23 protein-coding genes (1 of these 23 only partly in view) are annotated in these 17,649 nt (G+C 70.0%); 12 read left to right on the plus strand and 11 right to left on the minus strand.

Going from position 1 to position 17,649, the window contains the following annotated elements; genetic code table 11:
• Positions 1 to 11: the final stretch of a VOC family protein gene (locus QE397_RS19550; RefSeq protein ID WP_027507307.1), read on the plus strand. It extends 418 nt beyond the left edge of the window; only the last 11 of its 429 coding nucleotides appear in the window; its start codon lies off the left edge, out of view; its stop codon occupies positions 9 to 11.
• Here QE397_RS19550 and QE397_RS19555 read toward each other — a convergent pair whose 3' ends face one another.
• A complete protein-coding gene (locus QE397_RS19555; RefSeq protein ID WP_307096816.1) occupies positions 12 to 770 on the minus strand; it encodes a 1-acyl-sn-glycerol-3-phosphate acyltransferase in 759 nt (252 codons plus the stop codon). It lies immediately after the preceding gene.
• Between the two features lie 22 nt (positions 771 to 792).
• Positions 793 to 1,806 carry an NADP-dependent oxidoreductase gene (locus QE397_RS19560; protein ID WP_307096818.1) on the minus strand — a complete coding sequence of 338 codons (1,014 nt, stop codon included), beginning with the start codon at positions 1,804 to 1,806 and terminating at the stop codon, positions 793 to 795.
• Positions 1,807 to 1,873: 67 nt separating this feature from the next.
• Between QE397_RS19560 and QE397_RS19565 the strand changes: the two genes are divergently transcribed.
• Positions 1,874 to 2,437: a TetR/AcrR family transcriptional regulator gene (locus QE397_RS19565; RefSeq protein ID WP_307096821.1), complete on the plus strand. Its 564-nt coding sequence runs from the start codon at positions 1,874 to 1,876 to the stop codon at positions 2,435 to 2,437.
• Between the two features lie 63 nt (positions 2,438 to 2,500).
• The gene (locus QE397_RS19570; protein WP_307096823.1) at positions 2,501 to 2,896 is read left to right on the plus strand and encodes a hypothetical protein; all 396 of its coding nucleotides are present in this window, start codon (positions 2,501 to 2,503) and stop codon (positions 2,894 to 2,896) included.
• A gap of 115 nt (positions 2,897 to 3,011) precedes the next feature.
• Here the strand turns inward: QE397_RS19570 and serS are convergent, their stop codons facing one another.
• On the minus strand, positions 3,012 to 4,274 hold the full coding sequence (gene serS, locus QE397_RS19575; RefSeq protein WP_307096825.1) for a serine--tRNA ligase: 1,263 nt from the start codon (positions 4,272 to 4,274) through the stop codon (positions 3,012 to 3,014).
• A 28-nt stretch (positions 4,275 to 4,302) separates the two neighbouring features.
• Positions 4,303 to 4,713, minus strand: a complete 411-nt coding sequence (locus tag QE397_RS19580; protein WP_027507313.1) for an ankyrin repeat domain-containing protein — start codon at positions 4,711 to 4,713, stop codon at positions 4,303 to 4,305.
• A 35-nt stretch (positions 4,714 to 4,748) separates the two neighbouring features.
• Between QE397_RS19580 and QE397_RS19585 the strand changes: the two genes are divergently transcribed.
• The 5 genes from QE397_RS19585 to QE397_RS19605 all read left to right on the plus strand — a co-directional run bounded on the left by QE397_RS19585 (position 4,749) and on the right by QE397_RS19605 (position 8,717).
• Complete coding sequence (locus QE397_RS19585; protein ID WP_081821501.1) at positions 4,749 to 5,969, plus strand: septum formation family protein; 1,221 nt, start codon at positions 4,749 to 4,751, stop codon at positions 5,967 to 5,969.
• 13 nt (positions 5,970 to 5,982) lie between these two features.
• Positions 5,983 to 6,315, plus strand: coding sequence for a metallopeptidase family protein (locus tag QE397_RS19590; RefSeq protein WP_081821502.1), 333 nt, complete (start codon positions 5,983 to 5,985; stop codon positions 6,313 to 6,315).
• A gap of 85 nt (positions 6,316 to 6,400) precedes the next feature.
• The gene (locus tag QE397_RS19595) at positions 6,401 to 6,712 is read left to right on the plus strand and encodes a PE domain-containing protein (RefSeq protein WP_307096827.1); all 312 of its coding nucleotides are present in this window, start codon (positions 6,401 to 6,403) and stop codon (positions 6,710 to 6,712) included.
• Positions 6,709 to 7,890, plus strand: a complete 1,182-nt coding sequence (locus QE397_RS19600) for a PPE domain-containing protein (protein ID WP_307096829.1) — start codon at positions 6,709 to 6,711, stop codon at positions 7,888 to 7,890. The genes QE397_RS19595 and QE397_RS19600 overlap by 4 nt, the downstream gene beginning before the upstream one ends.
• A complete protein-coding gene (locus tag QE397_RS19605) occupies positions 7,887 to 8,717 on the plus strand; it encodes an ESX secretion-associated protein EspG (RefSeq protein WP_307096831.1) in 831 nt (276 codons plus the stop codon). Before QE397_RS19600 ends, QE397_RS19605 begins: the two co-directional genes overlap by 4 nt.
• On the opposite strand, the gene QE397_RS19610 is transcribed toward QE397_RS19605, so the two are convergent.
• Genes QE397_RS19610 through QE397_RS19620 form a run of 3 tightly spaced genes read right to left on the minus strand, consistent with a single transcriptional unit; the run spans position 8,660 to position 10,933 of the window.
• On the minus strand, positions 8,660 to 9,322 hold the full coding sequence (locus tag QE397_RS19610; RefSeq protein ID WP_307096833.1) for a histidine phosphatase family protein: 663 nt from the start codon (positions 9,320 to 9,322) through the stop codon (positions 8,660 to 8,662). The two genes, QE397_RS19605 and QE397_RS19610, sit on opposite strands and share 58 nt — an antisense overlap.
• A complete protein-coding gene (pheA, locus tag QE397_RS19615) occupies positions 9,319 to 10,236 on the minus strand; it encodes a prephenate dehydratase (protein WP_307096835.1) in 918 nt (305 codons plus the stop codon). Before pheA ends, QE397_RS19610 begins: the two co-directional genes overlap by 4 nt.
• A gap of 1 nt (position 10,237) precedes the next feature.
• A complete protein-coding gene (locus tag QE397_RS19620; RefSeq protein ID WP_307096837.1) occupies positions 10,238 to 10,933 on the minus strand; it encodes a hypothetical protein in 696 nt (231 codons plus the stop codon).
• Positions 10,934 to 11,021: 88 nt separating this feature from the next.
• On the opposite strand from QE397_RS19620, the gene QE397_RS19625 reads away from it, so the two are divergent.
• The 4 genes from QE397_RS19625 to QE397_RS19640 are packed head-to-tail and all read left to right on the plus strand — an operon-like array spanning position 11,022 to position 14,559.
• A complete protein-coding gene (locus QE397_RS19625; protein ID WP_307096839.1) occupies positions 11,022 to 11,798 on the plus strand; it encodes a DUF2470 domain-containing protein in 777 nt (258 codons plus the stop codon).
• A 30-nt stretch (positions 11,799 to 11,828) separates the two neighbouring features.
• On the plus strand, positions 11,829 to 12,611 hold the full coding sequence (locus QE397_RS19630) for a CPBP family intramembrane glutamic endopeptidase (protein ID WP_051613717.1): 783 nt from the start codon (positions 11,829 to 11,831) through the stop codon (positions 12,609 to 12,611).
• Between the two features lie 25 nt (positions 12,612 to 12,636).
• On the plus strand, positions 12,637 to 13,923 hold the full coding sequence (locus QE397_RS19635; RefSeq protein ID WP_222647815.1) for an LCP family protein: 1,287 nt from the start codon (positions 12,637 to 12,639) through the stop codon (positions 13,921 to 13,923).
• 42 nt (positions 13,924 to 13,965) lie between these two features.
• The gene (locus QE397_RS19640; RefSeq protein ID WP_081821499.1) at positions 13,966 to 14,559 is read left to right on the plus strand and encodes a ferritin; all 594 of its coding nucleotides are present in this window, start codon (positions 13,966 to 13,968) and stop codon (positions 14,557 to 14,559) included.
• Positions 14,560 to 14,562: 3 nt separating this feature from the next.
• On the opposite strand, the gene QE397_RS19645 is transcribed toward QE397_RS19640, so the two are convergent.
• Genes QE397_RS19645 through QE397_RS19660 form a run of 4 tightly spaced genes read right to left on the minus strand, consistent with a single transcriptional unit; the run spans position 14,563 to position 17,630 of the window.
• The gene (locus QE397_RS19645) at positions 14,563 to 15,474 is read right to left on the minus strand and encodes a DUF5926 family protein (protein ID WP_027507323.1); all 912 of its coding nucleotides are present in this window, start codon (positions 15,472 to 15,474) and stop codon (positions 14,563 to 14,565) included.
• An 11-nt stretch (positions 15,475 to 15,485) separates the two neighbouring features.
• The gene (locus QE397_RS19650; protein ID WP_204869492.1) at positions 15,486 to 16,268 is read right to left on the minus strand and encodes a glycerophosphodiester phosphodiesterase family protein; all 783 of its coding nucleotides are present in this window, start codon (positions 16,266 to 16,268) and stop codon (positions 15,486 to 15,488) included.
• Positions 16,265 to 17,284 (minus strand): DUF4328 domain-containing protein, encoded by a 1,020-nt coding sequence (locus QE397_RS19655; RefSeq protein WP_307096843.1) that lies wholly within the window; start codon positions 17,282 to 17,284, stop codon positions 16,265 to 16,267. Before QE397_RS19655 ends, QE397_RS19650 begins: the two co-directional genes overlap by 4 nt.
• A gap of 4 nt (positions 17,285 to 17,288) precedes the next feature.
• Positions 17,289 to 17,630: a rhodanese-like domain-containing protein gene (locus tag QE397_RS19660; RefSeq protein WP_204869490.1), complete on the minus strand. Its 342-nt coding sequence runs from the start codon at positions 17,628 to 17,630 to the stop codon at positions 17,289 to 17,291.
• Between the last annotated feature and the right edge of the window lie 19 nt (positions 17,631 to 17,649).

A 17,649-nucleotide genomic window follows, 5' to 3' on the forward strand; every position in this document is an offset into this window, starting at 1 on the left:
CCAACAGCTAGTCAGTCCGAGGCGCGCTTGCGCTCGTCTCGCGCTGCCATCCGAGCCTCGAGGTCGACGGCATCCAACTTGTCGGCTTCCTCGAGGGTCGGGGCCGTCCCCCCGAGACGGGCCGGTACCCAGTACTCGCCGGCGGGATGGTGATAGTTCTTCTGCACGTCGGCGAGCATGGTCTGCATCGTCGATCGCAGGTGGGCGGTGAGGTCACCGGCCGACATGGTCGGCGCGATCGGCTCTCCCACCGCGATGGAGATCGGGGTCTTCGTGCGTCCGAGCTTTTTCGGGAACCCCTTGGTCCACACACGCTGCGCGCCCCAGATGACCATGGGGATGATCGGAACCCCGGCTTCGATCGCCATCCGGGCTGCCCCGGACTTGAAGTCCTTGATCTCGAAGCTACGACTGATGGTCGCCTCGGGATACACGCCGACCAGTTCACCGCGCGCGAGTGCGTCCACTGCCGACCTGTACGACTCGGCGCCGGCGCCGCGATCCACAGGAATGTGCTTGAGCGCCCGCATGATCGGGCCCGACTTCGAGTTGTCGAAGACCTCTTTCTTCGCCATGAACCGGATGTACCGCTTGTGCTTACGCGCGGGAAGGCCGGCGTAGGTGAAGTCCAGATATCCGGTGTGGTTCACCGCTATCACCGCACCGCCCTGCGCGGGAATGTTCTCCGCGCCGGTCACGTCGAACTTCAGGCCCTGAGCAGCGAAGACCGTGCGGGCGATGCCGATGATGGTGCGATAGACAGGTTCCACAAACAGCAGCGTAGCGGTAGCGCTACCGCGCAGCGGAGATCCGTACGACCATCTTTCCGGTGTTCTCTCCTCGGAGCATGCCGAGGAAGGCGTCGACCGAACGGTCGATCCCGTCGACGACCGTCTCGTCGTAGCTGATCCTGCCGTCGGTGAGCCATGCGGTCATGTCCTCGGCGAACGCGGGGAACCGGTCGAAGAAGTTGCCCACCGTGAAGCCGCGCAGCGTGAGGCCTCGGGTCACGATGTTCGACATATTGTCCGGACCGGGAGTCGTCCCTACCGTGTTGTAGGCAGAGATCGCACCGCACAGTGCAGCGCGTCCGCCGTCCTTGAACGAGTCGAGCGCAGCTTCGAGGTGGTCACCGCCCACGTTGTCGAAGTAGACATCAATGCCGTCCGGAGCCGCTGTGCGCAGCTGGTCGCGAACCGGAGCCTGCTTGTAGTCGAGTGCCGCGTCGAAGCCGTACTTGCCGGTCAGAAGGTCGACCTTCTCCGCCGAGCCCGCAGAGCCGATGACCCGTCCGGCGCCGAGAATGCGGGCGATCTGACCCACCGCGCTTCCCACTGCTCCGGCAGCGCCCGAGACGAACACCGAGTCGCCCTGCTTCATCCCGGCAATGTCCTGCAGTCCGACGTACGCGGTCAGGGCCGTCATACCGAGAATTCCCAGGTAGGCCGAGGTCGGAACGCCGTCGATCTCACGGACCGTACGGAAAGCCGAGGCCTCTCCCTGCGCGATGTCACGCCATCCCAGCTGATGCACCACGACACTCCCCACAGCGACGTCGTCCGAACGGCTCTCGAGAACTCGGCCGACGGCGCCACCGGTCATCGTCTCGTGGAGAGCGAAGGGCGGTACGTACGACTTGACGTCGTTCATGCGCCCGCGCATGTACGGATCCACCGACATGAAGTCGTTCGCGACGCGCACCTGGCCCGGCTCGAGGTCGGGAAGGTCGACTGTGACCGACCGGAAGTTCTCCTCGGTGGGCCATCCGGTGGGACGGGAGACCAACTGGATCTGGGTGCTCTTCACGAAATACTCCTTTTGTGGATCGTTCGGTACACTAAATACCGTACGCCTCACCGACGAAGGGTGACAGATGGGTAGGAGAGCGACGTTCGATGCGGCGCAGGTCGTCACTGATGCGCGGGATGTGTTCTGGCACAGAGGATTCGATGGCGCATCTCTGCCCGAACTCGAGGTGGCGACCGGGCTGTCCCGGTCCAGCATCTATCACGCGTTCACCAGCAAGCGCGGCCTGTTCGACGCAGCGGTGCAGGACTATCTCGACACGGTGGTGGCACCGCGGCTCGCCCTGTTGCGTACCGACGACGGTCTGGACGCGTACTTCGCGTCGATGGACGTCGAACTCGAGAACCTCGATGCCGAAGCACCACGTCGCGGCTGTCTTCTGGTCAACACTGCTGCGGGATCCGCCGCGCACGACGACACCCTCGCCGCCGTCGTCGACGCCTACCGTCGGCGACTCACCGATGCGGTCACCGACGCCCTGGTGAACCGGGGTGACGACGATCCCGAGAATCGGGCTCGCATTCTGGTGACGATGAGCTCGGGCGCACTTCTGCAGGCACGCGTCGACCGGGACGAGGCACGCGCAATCATCGCCTCGGCACGGAAGTTGGCGCGGTCCTGGGAATCATGAGCCGACGCGGACATCGGTACCGTCGAGGAAGTGGATATCGACCGGTGGCGTAGCCGACTCCCCGTGACCAGAGCATCGGACGGTGAGCTCGTGGGGTGGACCGTCTCCGACATGGCTCGCGACGACGGCGAACTCGTGGACGCCGTCAACCCTGTCGGCCACGTGATCGCCGAGGACGTGCAGCTCGAGGCGGCAATCGACGTTCTCGAAGCGCGCGGGCTGAGCTCGCTGTCCGTGCCCTACTGGGCGCGTGCGCCGTTACCGCTTGTCGGCGAGCTGGATCTCCGGCGTGCGACACCGGAATGGCAGTGGCGTCGGATGGTCATGACGCAGTTGGACGACACCAAGGTGTGGATCCGTCCCGCCTACCCGTCGTATCCGGAGCGGATGGTGGAACTCGCCGTCCCGCTGCCGGCAGACGACGTCCTGGTCACCGAACCGCCGACACGGGACGAGTAGCGAACCCGCACTGCTGATTCTCGGCCTCACAGATGCACGTGAGCGCACCCGATCGATCGGAAACCTGCGACACGGCAGATCCAGTCACGATCGGGTGCGTTCACGTGCAGTATGGCTATGAAGTCGGCGGACGCAGGACGTCGGTGCCGACGAACGGGACGAGTGCCTCGGGAATGCGAACGCTGCCGTCGGGCTGCTGGTGGTTCTCGAGGATCGCGGAGATCCACCGCGTCGTGGCCAGGGTCCCGTTGAGCGTCGCGGCCGTCTGCGGCTTCCCGTTCTCGTCGCGGTAACGAACACCGAGTCGACGCGCCTGGAACGTGGTGCAGTTCGAGGTGGACGTGAGTTCACGGTAGGTGTTCTGCGTGGGAAGCCATGCCTCGCAGTCGAACTTGCGCGCAGCCGACGATCCCAGGTCGCCGCCGGCGGTGTCGATGACGCGGTACGGCAACTCGACCGCGGCGAGCATCTCCTTCTCCCAGCCGAGGAGCCGCTGGTGTTCCGCGTCCGCGTCCTCGGGACGGGTGTAGACGAACATCTCCACCTTGTCGAACTGGTGGACACGGATGATGCCGCGGGTGTCCTTGCCGTAGCTGCCGGCCTCGCGGCGGAAGCACGACGACCATCCCGCATAGCGCTTCGGGCCGCCGTTCAGATCGAGGATCTCGCCCGAGTGGTAGCCGGCGAGGGGCACCTCCGACGTGCCGACGAGGTAGAGGTCGTCGTCGCCCAAGTGGTAGATCTCCGACGAGTGCGCGCCCAGGAAGCCGGTCCCGGCCATGATCTCCGGCCGCACGAGCACCGGTGGGATGACCATCGTGAACCCGTTCGACACTGCCTTCTGGGCGGCGAGCTGCAGCAGACCGAGCTGCAGCAGTGCGCCGTAGCCGGTCAGAAAGTAGAACCGAGCGCCCGACACCTTGGCGCCGCGCTCCATGTCGATGATCCCGAGAGCCTCGCCGAGCTCGAGGTGGTCCTTCGGATTCTCGATGGTCGGGATCTCACCGATCGTCTCGAGGGTGACGAAGTCGTCCTCGCCGCCGGCCGGCGCGCCCTCCTGCACGATGTTGGAGATCGCACGGTGTGCGGTGTCGAGAGCCGCGTCGGCGGCATTCTGCTCGGCCTCCGCCTCCTTCACCCGCGCGGCGAGCGCGGACGCCGTCGCGAGAAGCTCCGGGCGCTCGTCGGGAGTGGCCTTACCGATCTTCTTACCGAACGCCTTGTGCTCGGCGCGCAGATTGTCGGCAGCCGACACGGCGGCCCGGCGCGCGGTGTCCGCCTCGAGCAACGCGTCCACCAGGGACGGATCCTCGCCACGGGTGCGCTGCGACTGACGGACGGCGTCGGGGTCCTCGCGGACAACTCTGAGGTCGATCACGGGACGTCAGCCTACTGGGGCGATGTGGTCACCCTCGTCCGAGGACGTCCAGGTAGTCCTCTCGGCCGAACATGCGCGCGGCGTCGACCGCGGTCGGATGCCCCGCATCGGCGTCGGCTCCGGCGTCGACCAGTGCCCGGACGACCTCGTCCTCCCCCTTGAACACGGCACCGGCGAGCGGGGTCTGCCCCTTGTCGTTCGCGCGGTTCACGTCGGCTCCGCGGTGCGCGAGGGCCACGACGCTCTCGGCGTGACCGTGATAGGCCGCCAGCATCACCAGGGTGTCCCCGGATCCGTTCGTCAGATCCACGGGCACGCCCGCGTCGACGTACGCGGTGAGTGCGGCGGTGTCGCCGCTGCGTGCCATGTCGAACACGCGCGTCGCGAGGTCCTCGATCCCGGCCTCGAGCCCGGTGTCCTCGGTATCAGCACCACTCATACCGTCCGAACCTACCGGCAGGCATGATGGAGCCGATGTCTCCGAAGCCCGAAGATCCCACCCCGAGCCCGTCCGGCGAGGACGGCCCGGTGGTCGACGACGCCCCGACGTCCGAGATCGCGACACCCGACGCGTCCACATCCGACACGTCCGCGCCCGACGCGGTGGTACCCGAGGCATCGACGGCCGACGAGACCGACACCGCGACGGACGAGAAGAGTGGCCCCCGCACCGTCCAGGCCTCGAACGCCCGTCGGCTGCTCGCCCTGGTCGCGATCGGCGCCATCGGAGCCGCCGCCGTCACCATCGGTGTGTCCGGTGGGTTCGACCGGAGCGAGAAGCTCGCCACACCGTCCACGGCAGGAACCGTCGGAACCGCGTCGACGACGTCCTTCGGCTCGTCCGACGCGGGCGACTGCCTGCAGTGGACCCCCACCGACGACCCCGACACCGACCGCCAGGACCTCGCCGAGGTGAGTTGCGCGGAGCCGCACCGCTTCGAGGTCGCCGAGACGGTGGACCTCGGGGTGTACCCGGTCGCCGAGTTCGCGACGGGATCGCCGTATCCCGACGCGGCCCGCTTCGCCTCCCTGCGCGACGAACACTGTGAGACCGCGGTGCAGGACTACACCGGGGGCCGCTTCGACCCCACGGGCAAGTACTCGGTCGGCCTCATGTTCCCCAGCCAGGCCGGGTGGGCCGCGGGCGAGCGCGCGATCCGGTGCGGCATCCAACAGACCGGCGCGACCAGCGCGCTGCAGGTGATGACCGGCAGCGTCGCCGACCAGGACCAGTCGATGGTCTGGGAGACCGGTAGTTGCGTCGGCGTCGAGTCGGGCGTGCCGACAGACCCGATCGACTGCACCGCTCCGCACGCCTTCGAGGTGGTGTCGGTGGTGGATCTCGCCGCGCAGTTCCCCGGCGGACTACCGTCCGTCGAGGACCAGGACCGCTATCTCGAACCCACGTGCACCCAGGCGTCGGACGCCTACCTGGGCGGTCCGGACGTTCTCCGGGAGAAGACGTTGACGCTGTTCTGGGACAACGTCGACGCCTCGAGCTGGTTGGCGGGCAGCAAGAAGGTGAGCTGCTCCATCGGCAAGGAGGTCGAGTCGGGCGGGTTCGCGTCCATCGTCGGCTCGGCGAAGGGCGACATCACCATCGACGGCGCCGCGCCGGTTCCGCCGCCTCCCGTTCCGGACGGCCGCAGCCTGCCGATCCCGCTCCCCGGAGCGTCTCCCCTGCCCGGTGCGTGACGTGTCGGTCAGCATGTCCGAAGCGGAGTTCGAGAACGCGGTCGGCGATGCGCTGGACACTCTCCCGGACGAGCTGGCCGCATACATGAACAACGTCGTCGTGCTGGTCGAGGACGAACACCCGACGGAGGATCTCCTGGGTCTGTACGAGGGCGTCGCTCTGACCGAACGGTTCGAGTACAGCGGGCACCTGCCGGACGTCATCACGATCTACCGACTGCCGATCCTCGACATCGCCCGTGACGAGGACGACGCGCGCCGCGAGATCGCGGTGACCGTCGCCCACGAGATCGGGCACCACTTCGGCATCGACGACGATCGCCTGCACGAACTCGGCTTCGGCTGAGCTCCGCTTTCCACCCGCGGAACCGATTCCCGCCGTCGCGCGTCCAAGTCTCGAGATCCGACCGGACGCTCGAACGGAGACCCCCATGCCCGGCCACGTACTCGTCGATCCCGAGGCGCTGCTCGCGGCCGCGTCGGAACTCGATGCCGCGGCGATGCGCCTGGCGTCGTCTCTCGCCTCCGCGTCCGTCGCGCTCCGTCCTCCCCCCGCGGGCAGCGACGAGGTGTCCGCGCTGGCTGCACGCTACTTCTGGTCGACCGCGCAGTCTCTCGACACCTCGACGTCCGCGGCGGTGACCGAGCTCCACGAGACGGCGGCTGCCCTGCGAGTCCAGGCGGCGGCGTACCGCGAGGTCGACGCGTCGTTCTCCACGGCCCTGACCGCGGGCACCGCGTGACGGCCGGGCCCACCGGGGTGTTCTGGCTCCCGCGTACCGCGGCGGTGAACTCGGCCGCACTGCTCGCGGGTGCCGGCCCCGCTCCGCTGGCCGCCGCCGGCACGGCGTGGGCCGCGGTGGCCACGGCACTCGCCGCGGCCGCCGCGACGGTCAGCGGTGTCGCGTCCGCACTGGCAGCCACGTGGGACGGGGATGCCGCCGACGCCGCCGGAGCGGGGATGACGGCGTTCGCGACGTGGGGCACGGGAGCGGCGCAACACGCCGCCGCCGTGTCCGCTCGGGCCGCCGCCCAGTCCGCGACGGTGGTGACCGCGCTCGCCGTCATGCCGACACTGCCGGAGATTGCCGCGGTGAAGGCCGGACGCACCACCGCGTACGCCACCGGCGGCGCCCTCACCGGCGCGGCGCAGGCTGCCGATGCCGCCGACGCCGCGCTCGATCTCCGCGCCGCCCTGGTCATGGAGGCGTACGAAGCGGCGACGGCGCCGCTCGCGCTCGTCGACGGTCTGCAGATGCCCCCGCAGATCACCACGGCGGTCACCGCGGCCACCTCCACGGTCATCTCTGCTGTCCCCGGTCACAGGCCGGTGCCGGGCGAGGCCGGGACACCGCCGTCGGACGACAGCGGATCCGACCGGCAGAAGCATGGATTCTCGGACGGGGCGGCGCACCAGGGTCACCGGTCGCCCCTCACCACGGACAGCATCGGACACGATCCCGCCGTCACGAGGGCGGCGTCGCTGATCCAGCAGATGCCCGCGCAGGCCGGGTCGACGCTGTCCTCCGTTCTGTCGTCGGCACCGCAGGCCGGTGCGGCACCGACGATCACCCACGCTGTGCCGCAGCAGGTTCCGATGGTCGCCACCGGGTGGGGTGGCGGCGGCGGGCGAGGTGGCAGCGGACAGGATGGCTCCGTGCACGCCGCCGGTGGCTCGTTCGCACGGACGCCGTCACCGTTCCTCGGTGCGGGCGTCGGATCGGACACGGCGGTGTCAGCGGGACAGGACGCGTCCGTGTCCGGCGCCGCGCACGCCCGGTCGCCGTTCGGCGCGGGACTTCCCATGGGTCACAGCAGGCTCGGCTCCGACGATGTCGTGCACGCCCGCAGGACACCTGCCGTCGTCGAGGAGGAGGCGGGAGTTCCGGTCGTGCCCGCCGTCATCGGGGCGCGGCGATGAGCGCGGCGCCGGTGCTGGGCGGGGACGTCCCGCTCGAGGGTTCGCTCACGCTCGACACGAACGAACTGACGTATCTCGTGGGGGCGATCGGAGGACGTTCTCTCCCTGCCGTTCTCGGATGGCACCCGGCCGGCGCGACCGTCGCCGATCGCGCGACCGTGCTCGCGAGTGCCGCCCGACGCCTCGCCGATCGTCTCCTGGTGTCAGCCGACGGCGGCCTGCACCGTGATCTGGCCGCGATGCTCCGTGCGGCGGCGGCGCCTCGCTGGAGTGTCGACGTCCGCATCGTCGGCCACTCCACCGGCATCGAGAACCGGCGAGGATGTCTGTGCGGCAACGACATCGACGATCCGGTGTGGATGACCGAGAGCGAGGGATCGGTGACGATCACGCGGGTCGACACCGACATGGCCGCCCTGATCGCGGCCTGGCTCGGCGACGCCGCAGGAGCGCCGATCGATCCGCTGACCGAGTACACCGACGTCCTCACGGCCGGTATCGAGGACGTCGTCCCGCACTGCACCCGCCACACCGAGATCGTCGGACTCCGACACGATCACGGTGTCACCACCACGGTCGACCCGTCGATCGCGGTGTACGACAGCGACTCCGGCCGTGTCGTCGCGACCACGGTCCAGGATCCGGCCGGACGATCGAGCACGTCCGTGCGATCCGCGACACCGGTACGCACCGTCGGAGCACTCCGCTCGCTGATCACCTCGCTGGAACGGCGCTCGATACTCGACGACCACCTGGTCCGTGTGTCCGCTCAGCCCATCGGATCGTCGGGAGTGCGGCTGCCCTTCGTCTCGAACGGGGGCGTGTAGTCGCCCCAGCGCACGCAGTCCCAGGCCGAGACATCCTCGGCGGGAACCAGTTCGACGGTCCCCGTGTTGTCGAGATGGTTGTCGGCGGCGAAGTCGCGATCGATCCCGGACAGCACCGCGGCGACGAGCCGAATCGCAGCACCGTGACTCACCACGTGGACGGTGGCGGAATCGTCGCCGAGGTGGGTGGCGCGGAGCTCGTCCAGTACCGGCACGTAGCGGGCGAGCACCTCGGCGCCGGACTCGCCCCCGGGCAGGCGGGCATCGAGGTCACCGTCCAGCCAGGCGCGATACACCGAGGTGAAGCGGGCGTGGTCCTCCTCGGCGCTGCGGTCCTCGAGGTCGCCGACGAACGTCTCCTGCAGACCGTCGCGCACCGTCAGCATCGTGCCGGTCGCGTCGGCCAGGTACTGCGCGGTCTGACGTGCGCGGACGGCGATGGACGACACCACGGCGGCCGGCGTCTGCGTGACCGTCCGGGCGTACTCCTGCGCCTGTCGGTGTCCGAGCTCGGTCAGCTCCGCGCCGGGCGGCAGGGTGTCGAGACGACGAGCGACGTTCGAGTGGGTCTGACCGTGCCGCACCAGGACGAGTCGGCCGCTCACCGATCTCCCCGTCGCAACGCGTCCAACCAGTCCCGGCCGCGGTCGTCGGTGGGGCGAGGACCGCCGGCGGCGACGTACGCACTGGGCCAGGAGCCGAGGAACCGCACGTCGGTGCGCGAGTGCAGGACCCGCAGGGCGTCCGCCACCGCGACGTCGTCGATGTGGCCGACGCAGTCGATGTAGAAGCGATAGGTGCCCAGATGGGTACGGAGAGGGCGAGACTCGATGAACGTCAGATCGATGTCGCGCGTGCTGAACTCGGCCAGCGCGGACACCAATGTGCCGGGCCGGTTGGCGGGAGTGAGCACCACGGCAGTGCGATCCGCACCCGTGGGCGCGGGCGGCGGGCACGGGCGCGTGACGTACACGAAGCGGGTCCGTGCGTTCTCCACGTCGGCCACGCCGTCGGCCAGCACGTCGAGTCCGTGCCGTCGGCCCGCCAGACCGGTGGACACCGCGGCGTCGGCGAGTCCGGCCGCGACGTCCTCGGCCGCACCGGCATTGGACGACGCGAACTCCACCTGAGCATCGGGCATGGTGGCGGCGATCCACTGCTGGACCTGGGCGGCGGCGTGGGGGTAGGCCCGGATCGTGCGGACGTCCGCCATGGCGGTGCCCGGACGAGCGACGATGGTGAAGGACACGTCGAGTTCGGTCTCCGCGAGGATCTGCAGCCGGTCCCCGATCGCGAGCGCGTCGAGGGTGGGCGGGACCGAGCCCTGCACCGAGTTCTCGATGGGCACCACCGCGCCGTCGGCCGCACCGGAGCGCACCAGTTCGAGGGTGGCGGGCGGGCTCGACGCACTCACGCGCTCGACGGGAGCGCCGAACGCCCCGTCCGCCTCGAGCTTCCCCAGGGCCATCTCGGTGAACGTTCCCGAGGGTCCGAAGTAGGCGATGCGCACCCCGGTCACGCTACGCGTCCCCCGCCGCGTCGCCGGTGATCTCGTCGATCCGACGGCGAAGTTCGTGTGCGATGTTCCCGGCGTTCGGCACCAGGACACCGAGAAGGACCTCTCGGGTCGCGGCCGCGGCGTCGGGATGAAGGGCCACCAGCGCGGCCAGATCCGGGGAGCGGAGCGCGCTGCGGACGTCGTCGCCGCGCAGTGCGGCCACCGTTCCGGCGAGCACGGCGAGCACCGAGGACGTGTCGGTCGCGACGGCGAAGAACCCGTGTTCCGCGTGCGCGACGACCGCGAGGAAGTCGGCGACCCGATCCTCGGGCCACCCCGCGTCCAGGCCGGGATGCCGACCGGCCCGATCGACGAGCGCCGTCGTCTCCACGACCTCGCCGTCCGGGCAGAGCACGACGACGGACGAGCCCGGCGCGATCGCCACCGCGTCGCCCAGCTGCTCGGCCGTCGCCGCGACCACGTAGGCGCGCACCGAGGGCGGCTCGTCGGGCGGAGCCACGTCCAGTCGTACGAGGAACCGTTCGAGGGCGGCCGAGTCGTCCACCGCACTCAGCGGGACACAGGCCGTTCCGACGAGTGAGTGCGGTTCGAGGGCCTCCGCCGTCGCCACGTCGTCGACGGTCGCGACGAGCAGGTCGGCGAACAGGGCCTCGGGATCTCGCCGGGGGCGCACGCCCAGGGTCAGCATCGTGGGCACGCTCCGAGTCTAGTTCGACGTCTTGCGCACCGGCGCGAGGGCTGGTTAGCTAACCCTTACCTAATTACTTCCACCCGAGGGGGCCGTCATGAACGGTGTCGTCACCACCACCGCGCCGTCCACCGCCGAGCGGGTGCGCAGCGTGTGTCTACGTGCCGAGCACACCGTCCTGGCGGTGGAGGGCAGCGCACCCGTCGCCACGACCATGCACTTCCTGCGCTCGCCAGGCGAGATCGTCATGGTGGTGCCCGCGGACAGCACCGTGGGGGCCGTGTCCTTCCAGGCCGGCTCCGCGGGGATCCCCGCCGTGCTCGAACTGACCGACCACACTCCCCTGGACCTGCGCGAACCCGTGCGCTCACTGGTCTGGCTCAGCGGTGAGCTGCGCCGCGTCCCGGACACCGCCGAGCGCGCGGTCGCCGCGGCGGTCGCCTCCCAGTACCCGCACGCGGGACTGCTCGACATCGGACACAGCGGCATCCTGATGCGTCTCCTGCTCGAGTCCGTCGTCGTGGCCGATGCGACGGGGGCGGAGCCGGTGCCGGTGCGCGACCTCATGAACGCCGATCCCGATCCGTTCTGGGAGGTCGAGGGAGGCTGGCTGCAGCACCTCGACAGCGACCACTCGGACATGGTCGAGCAGATCGCGCGGCGACTCCCGCCGTCGTTGCGCATCGGTCGCGCCCGGCCGCTGAGCATCGACCGCTACGGCGTCGGGATCCGGGTGGAGGGGCAGGGCCAGGACCACGATGTGCGGGTGCCGTTCGCGAACCCCGTGTCCGACGTGACCGAGCTCGGTCGCGCGCTGCGCGTGCTCGCCGGATGCCCGTTCATGAACGGCCTGCGGGCGCGCGACCACCACTGACCACGACCCTCGAGACGGGTCACGGGCACAATCGACCGGGTGCATCCGGAGAAGACACCCACCACCGAGTCGCCACGGTCGATCCGGATCGAGATCGTCGTCGTCCTGCTGTTCACGTTCGGGCTCAGCGGACTGTCGAGCATTCTGTCGCTCGTCGAGAGCGCGCTCGAGCAGGGCGCCCTGTCGGACCAGACCGTGGCGATCAACGTGCCGCAGTCGACTCTCGGACCGATCGACTTCCTCCGTCAACTGATCGGCGTCGTCCGGCTCTGCGCATGGGGGGCACTCGGTCTGTACCTGTTGTGGCGCAGCGGAATCGGGCCACGCGCCATCGGCTTCGCACGTCCCCGCCTGCGCCCGCACGTGCTGCACGGCGTGGGGCTCGCCGCGATCATCGGCATCCCGGGCCTGCTGTTCTACCTCGTCGCCGTCGCACTGGATCTCAACGTCACGGTGCTGCCGAGCACCTTGAACGACGTGTGGTGGCGCCCGATCACGCTGACGCTCTCCGCGGTGGCCAACTCGGTCGCCGAGGAGGTCCTGGTGGTGGCGTGGCTGATCTCGCGGCTGCGCGCCCTCGGGTGGACCGACAACCGATCGCTGCTCGCGTCGGCCGTGTTGCGCGGGAGCTACCACCTCTACCAGGGCTTCGGGGCCGGCGTCGGCAACCTCGTCATGGGTCTGATCTTCGGCCGGTACTTCCAGCGCACCGGTCGACTGTGGCCCCTCGTGATCGCCCACGCCCTCATCGACATCGTGGCGTTCGTGGGGTTCGCCGCCCTGCGGGATCACGTTTCGTGGCTGCCGGGCTGACAGGTCGGCCGGTTAGAGTCGCCGGATGAGCCAGCAACCTCCGTACGACCCGCGGCGGCGACCGCCACCCCCTCGCCGTCCGGGTCCGGAGGAACCGCCGGTGGTGCGGCGACGGGCGGGCAGCCCTCCGGGGTGGGCCGACCAGACCCGTGTGCAGCGGGGTCCTCAGCAGCCACCACCCCGGCAGGATCCGCGGGCGTGGTCGGCGGTTCCCCCGGCGCGGGACGCGCCACGGCGTGACGATCGGTACCGGGACGACCGGCGACCGTACGACGACGGGCGTGGGCCGGCCGATCGAGGCCGCGCCCCTGCTCCCGCCCCGGTTCCGCCGCGCCAGGTGCCGCCCGAGCCGACGCGTCGACGCCGGCGGCCACGGTGGGGTCGCCGCATAGGTATCGCCCTGGTGGTGTTGCTCCTGCTCGTCGTCGGGGGCGCCGTCTGGGCGGACACGTCGCTGTCCCGAGTCGACGCGCTCGGGAACTACGAGGGTCGCCCGGGGGACACCCCGGGGACCAACTGGCTGCTCGTCGGATCGGACAGTCGTACCGGACTCACTCCCGAGCAGGAGGCCGAACTCGCGACCGGTGGGGACATCGGTGCGGGCCGGACCGACACGATCCTGCTGATCCACGTGCCGGCGAGCGGCCCGACCACGATGGTCAGCCTCCCGCGCGACTGGTACGTGCCGATTCCCGGCAACGGCACCGACAAGCTCAACGCCTCGTTCTCCCTCGGCGGCGCGCCGCTGCTGGTGCAGACCGTGGAGGGTGTGACGGGCCTGCGCATCGACCACTACGCCGAGGTGGGCTTCGGCGGGTTCGCCGACATGGTCGACGCGATCGGCGGGGTGGACATCTGCGTGCCCTACGACATCGTCGACCCCCTGGCAGGAATCGACCTGCGTGCGGGCTGCCAGGAGCTCTCGGGTCCGCAGGCGCTCGGCTTCGTCCGCAGCCGCGCGACGGCACTCGCCGACATCGATCGGATGAACAACCAACGACTCTTCCTGTCGTCGTTGCTCTCGAAGGCGACCAGCCCGACCACCTTCCTGAACCCGTTCCGGGCGGTGCCGCTGGTACGGGGGGTCGTGAAGTCGCTGCAGGTCGACGACGGCGACCACATCTGGAACCTGGCCTCCCTCGGCTGGGCGCTGCGCGGGGAGATGGTCACCACCACCATTCCCGTCTCCGGGTTCGAGGACGTCGACGGCTCGGGCAACGTCCTGCTGTCCGACCGCGAGCGGGCGTCCCGGTTCTTCGAGCTCCTTGCCACCGATCAGCAGCTGCCCCCCGACCTCGTCGGCGGCGGATGACGCGTCCCGACGGACACGCTCGACCCAGTACCGTGTGTCGTCATGAGCCTCGACGACGTGTCCGCTGCCTCCGACGCCCGGGATTCCGGGGTGTTCCACGACAGGGAGTCCAGCGCGTTCCACCTTCTCCTCCGTGAACAGGTGCGACACGAGTTCACCGCCTCGCAGCAGTACATCGCGATCGCGGTCCACTTCGACGGGGCGGATCTGCCGCAGCTCGCCGCACGGTTCTACGCCCAGGCCGACGAGGAACGCGGCCACGCCATGATGATGATCCAGTACCTGCTGGACAACGACCTCGAGGTCCGGGTGCCCGGGGTCGACGACGTCGTGAACGCGTTCGGGTCGGTGCGCGAGCCGGTCGAGCTGGCGCTGCGGCAGGAGAAGAAGGTCACCGAGCAGATCACGACGCTGGCACGCACCGCCCGCGACACCGGCGACTACCTGGGCGAGCAGTTCATGCAGTGGTTCCTCGCCGAGCAGATCGAAGAGGTGGCGTCGATGACGACGCTGCTCACCATCGTCGACCGTGCCGGCGAGAACCTCTTCCACATCGAGGACTTCATCGCCCGCGAGATGACGAGCGAGTCCCGCGGCGGCGGCAACGCGCCGAGGGCCGCCGGGGGACTCGCCTGATCGTCAGCGCAGGGTGACCTGGCGGCTGCGCAGGCCGTCACGGGCGCGCCGCTGCTCGGAGGTGAGCTCGCTGGTGTCGGCCAGCGTCTCGTCGAGCCTGCGGCCGAGAGCCGCTGTGCCCGTTGCCCATTCGTCGGGATGAACCTCGGGATCGAGGTCGAAGACGGGCACGAGCAGGCCGTGGGTACGGAACGAGCCGGCGAAGCGCGATCCCTCCCCCACATGCAGTTCACCCACCGACTGCAAGCGAGCCAGCGCGATCATCAACTGATCCTCGTCCTCGGGGCGGACCCAGCGGATGTGCGCCTTGTCGCCGGCGTCGACCCACCAGGCCGCGGACACACCGTCGGCCGTGATGCGGGCGGACGGGAGGATCGCACCGTTGGCGCGCTCGATGGTGGCGTCGACCTCGGGGTCCGCTCCCGCGCCCTCCGGGATCCACCACGAGAAGTCCTTGTGGACGGTGATGTCCAGAGGGGACGTCGCGTCCACGAGTTCCGTGAGCGCGGGCGTCTCGGCGGACGGGTTCGACGCCGCCGTCGAGGTTCCGGGCGTCGCCGAGGAGGCCCACACGACGGAGGCGGCGAGGTCGGCCGACAGATCCTCCGAGAAGGTCTGGACCTGCATCGCGACGAACGCGTTCTTCTGCTCGTCGTCACGCACGAGTGCGGCGACGGCACCGGGGAGCACGGTCGCGAGAGTGAAGGGACGGTCGCTTCCCGTAACCGGGAGGGATGCCGACGCGGAGGCGACGAACTCGCGCATCGCCACGATGTCGCACTCGAAGGCGAGGCCCTCGAACGGCCGCACCGGCGCGGACGACAGCGCCTCACGCTCGGCTCTGCGCTGCTCGAGCAGCTCCGCGCGTCGACTGTCGGGCTTCGGTCCGCTGTTTCTCTTGCTCTTCTTACCCACGAGCGTCGAACCTACCGGGTGATGCTGTCGTCCAACCACGCGAGCGCCTGACCCGGATGATCGGTGGCGAGCCAGCGCACCCCGAGGTCGTGGCACAGATGCACGTCCTCCTCGGTGTTCACGGTCCAGCAGTACGTCGCTCGACCGGCCGCCGCCGCGTGGTCGACCAGGTTCGGATGATCACGCAGCGTCTTGATCGAGGGCCCGACCGCCGTGGCGCCCACCGTGGTCGCGGCGCCGCCGCCGATGTAGCGCGACGCGGTGCCGAGCAGCACGGTCGGCAGCATCGGCGCCGATCGCCGCACCCGCCACACCGCCGACGGCGCGAACGACATCACGACGGCGCGGGACAGGGACGCCGACCCGGGTCGGCCGATGCCGAAGCGGTGCAGTTCCGCCAGCACGGCGTTCTCGATCAGGCCCCCGTAGCGCACCGGGTGCTTGGTCTCGATGAAAATCTTGGCGGGCTTCGCCTTCCACGCCATGACCATGTCGATGAGATCGCTCAGCAGCAGCACGTTCGCCGGATCGTCGGCTGTCCCGTAGTCGTGGCCGGACAGTGCCTCGTAGGTGAGGGCACTGACGATCCCGGTTCCCGACGACGTCCGGTCGATCCGTCGGTCGTGGACGCACACCACCCGGCCGTCGCGCGTGAGCCGCACGTCGCACTCGACGCCGTCGGCCCCCTCGCGCAGCGCCTGTTCGTACGCCACCAGTGTGTGTTCCGGCCGCGTTCCCGACGAGCCTCGATGCGCGACGACGAGGGGTGTGGCCTCGTGTGCGGAGTAGATCATCGGACGTCGGCGAGCTGGTCGGGTGCGGTGTCCTCCGGGGCCGGGGTCGTGTCGGACACGGGGGTGGTCGGCAGGACCGTCCATCGCGTGAGGGTGCGGGTGTCGCCGCGCACGGTGCGGCCGTCGGCTCGGCGGATCACGGTGAGCGTGAGGGCGGCCACCCCCGCGGCGACCAGGTCGGTGATCGCGGTGAGGACCACACCGTTCGCCTGCGCCTGGATGCCGTCGACGGTGCGCCACGCGACAGTTGCGGCGATCAGCAGCCAGTTGCCGACCCAGGCCGCCCACCACCACGGCACCAGGCGCTCGAGCCGGAGCCGGTGCTCGCTCGTGCGGGCCAGCTCCGTGAGGAAGACCCCGGGCAACAGCAGGGTGACGATCGGCAGCAGCGATCCGAGGTACAGGGTTCGCGTGCGCCGCGGATCGGTGAGTCCGTGACGGGCGTAGGCGCCCCGCCGCAACCGGACCACGCGGGCGACCGTCGCCACCGCGGCGACCAGACCGACTCCGAGGGACAGGAACGACAGGCACCACACGGCGGCGTCCGACAGTGCGAGGACCGCGGCGGGCATCAGTCGGTCGCGACTGACGAGCAGCACGACGTACCGGGCCACCTCGGCGACGGCCGCCGCGACGAACAGGGCGACGGTCGCCGTGAGCAGGGAGGTCGAGCGCCGGGCCAGCCGGTCCGTGGCGCTCTCCGGCGCACTCGGGTGCGGGCGCGGCGCGATCGGCAGACCCCAGGTGGGCATGACGTCGTAACGGGGGGTGGGGGTCGGGACCCGGCGGACACGGCGCAGCGGCGCGGATCCGGGCGCGGAGGCCACCCAGCGGAAGTTACGACGGACGGCCATCGTCGACTGCCCGACCGGGGCAGTCGACTGCCCGACCGGCACCGGGGAGAGCAGGACCCCGTGGCAGACGGGACACCACTGCCGCGGCGACGGCCCCACGTCGATGCGCCGTGTGCAGCGCGCACAGATCTGGAACCAGGCCACCGGCCGAGGAGCGGTCACGGCGTCAGTACACGGTGGCCGGGCGACCGGCGTCGTCGACGACCGGGAGGCCGGCCTGCTGCCACGCCACCATGCCGCCGTCCACGTTCACCGCGTCGACTCCCGCGTGCTGCAGGTACTCGACGACGCGGGCCGAACGCCCACCCTGGCGGCACACCACGTAGAGGGTGCCGTCCACGCTGATGTCGGCCATCCGCGACGGGACGTCGCCCATCGGGACGTGCAGCGCGCCGGGAGCGTGCCCGGCGGTCCACTCGTCGTCCTCACGGACGTCGAGCAGGGCGGCGCTGGGACCGGGCTCCGGGACGTCGGAGACGGACACGGACGGTACGGATCCGAAGCTCACGCACTCGATCCTGTCACGC

This window comes from Rhodococcus sp. SORGH_AS_0301 (genome assembly GCF_030818285.1).
In the GTDB taxonomy this organism is placed as follows: Bacteria; Actinomycetota; Actinomycetes; order Mycobacteriales; family Mycobacteriaceae; genus Rhodococcoides.

What these genes read in the sequence shown, in the direction of transcription:
- QE397_RS19565 (WP_307096821.1), top strand. Translation starts at nt 1,874, where the DNA reads ATGGGTAGGAGAGCGACGTTCGATGCGGCGCAGGTCGTCACTGATGCG.
- QE397_RS19580 (WP_027507313.1), bottom strand. Translation starts at nt 4,713, where the DNA reads ATGAGTGGTGCTGATACCGAGGACACCGGGCTCGAGGCCGGGATCGAG.
- QE397_RS19585 (WP_081821501.1), top strand. Translation starts at nt 4,749, where the DNA reads ATGTCTCCGAAGCCCGAAGATCCCACCCCGAGCCCGTCCGGCGAGGAC.
- QE397_RS19590 (WP_081821502.1), top strand. Translation starts at nt 5,983, where the DNA reads ATGTCCGAAGCGGAGTTCGAGAACGCGGTCGGCGATGCGCTGGACACT.
- QE397_RS19595 (WP_307096827.1), top strand. Translation starts at nt 6,401, where the DNA reads ATGCCCGGCCACGTACTCGTCGATCCCGAGGCGCTGCTCGCGGCCGCG.
- QE397_RS19605 (WP_307096831.1), top strand. Translation starts at nt 7,887, where the DNA reads ATGAGCGCGGCGCCGGTGCTGGGCGGGGACGTCCCGCTCGAGGGTTCG.
- QE397_RS19625 (WP_307096839.1), top strand. Translation starts at nt 11,022, where the DNA reads ATGAACGGTGTCGTCACCACCACCGCGCCGTCCACCGCCGAGCGGGTG.
- QE397_RS19635 (WP_222647815.1), top strand. Translation starts at nt 12,637, where the DNA reads ATGAGCCAGCAACCTCCGTACGACCCGCGGCGGCGACCGCCACCCCCT.
- QE397_RS19640 (WP_081821499.1), top strand. Translation starts at nt 13,966, where the DNA reads ATGAGCCTCGACGACGTGTCCGCTGCCTCCGACGCCCGGGATTCCGGG.
- QE397_RS19650 (WP_204869492.1), bottom strand. Translation starts at nt 16,268, where the DNA reads ATGATCTACTCCGCACACGAGGCCACACCCCTCGTCGTCGCGCATCGA.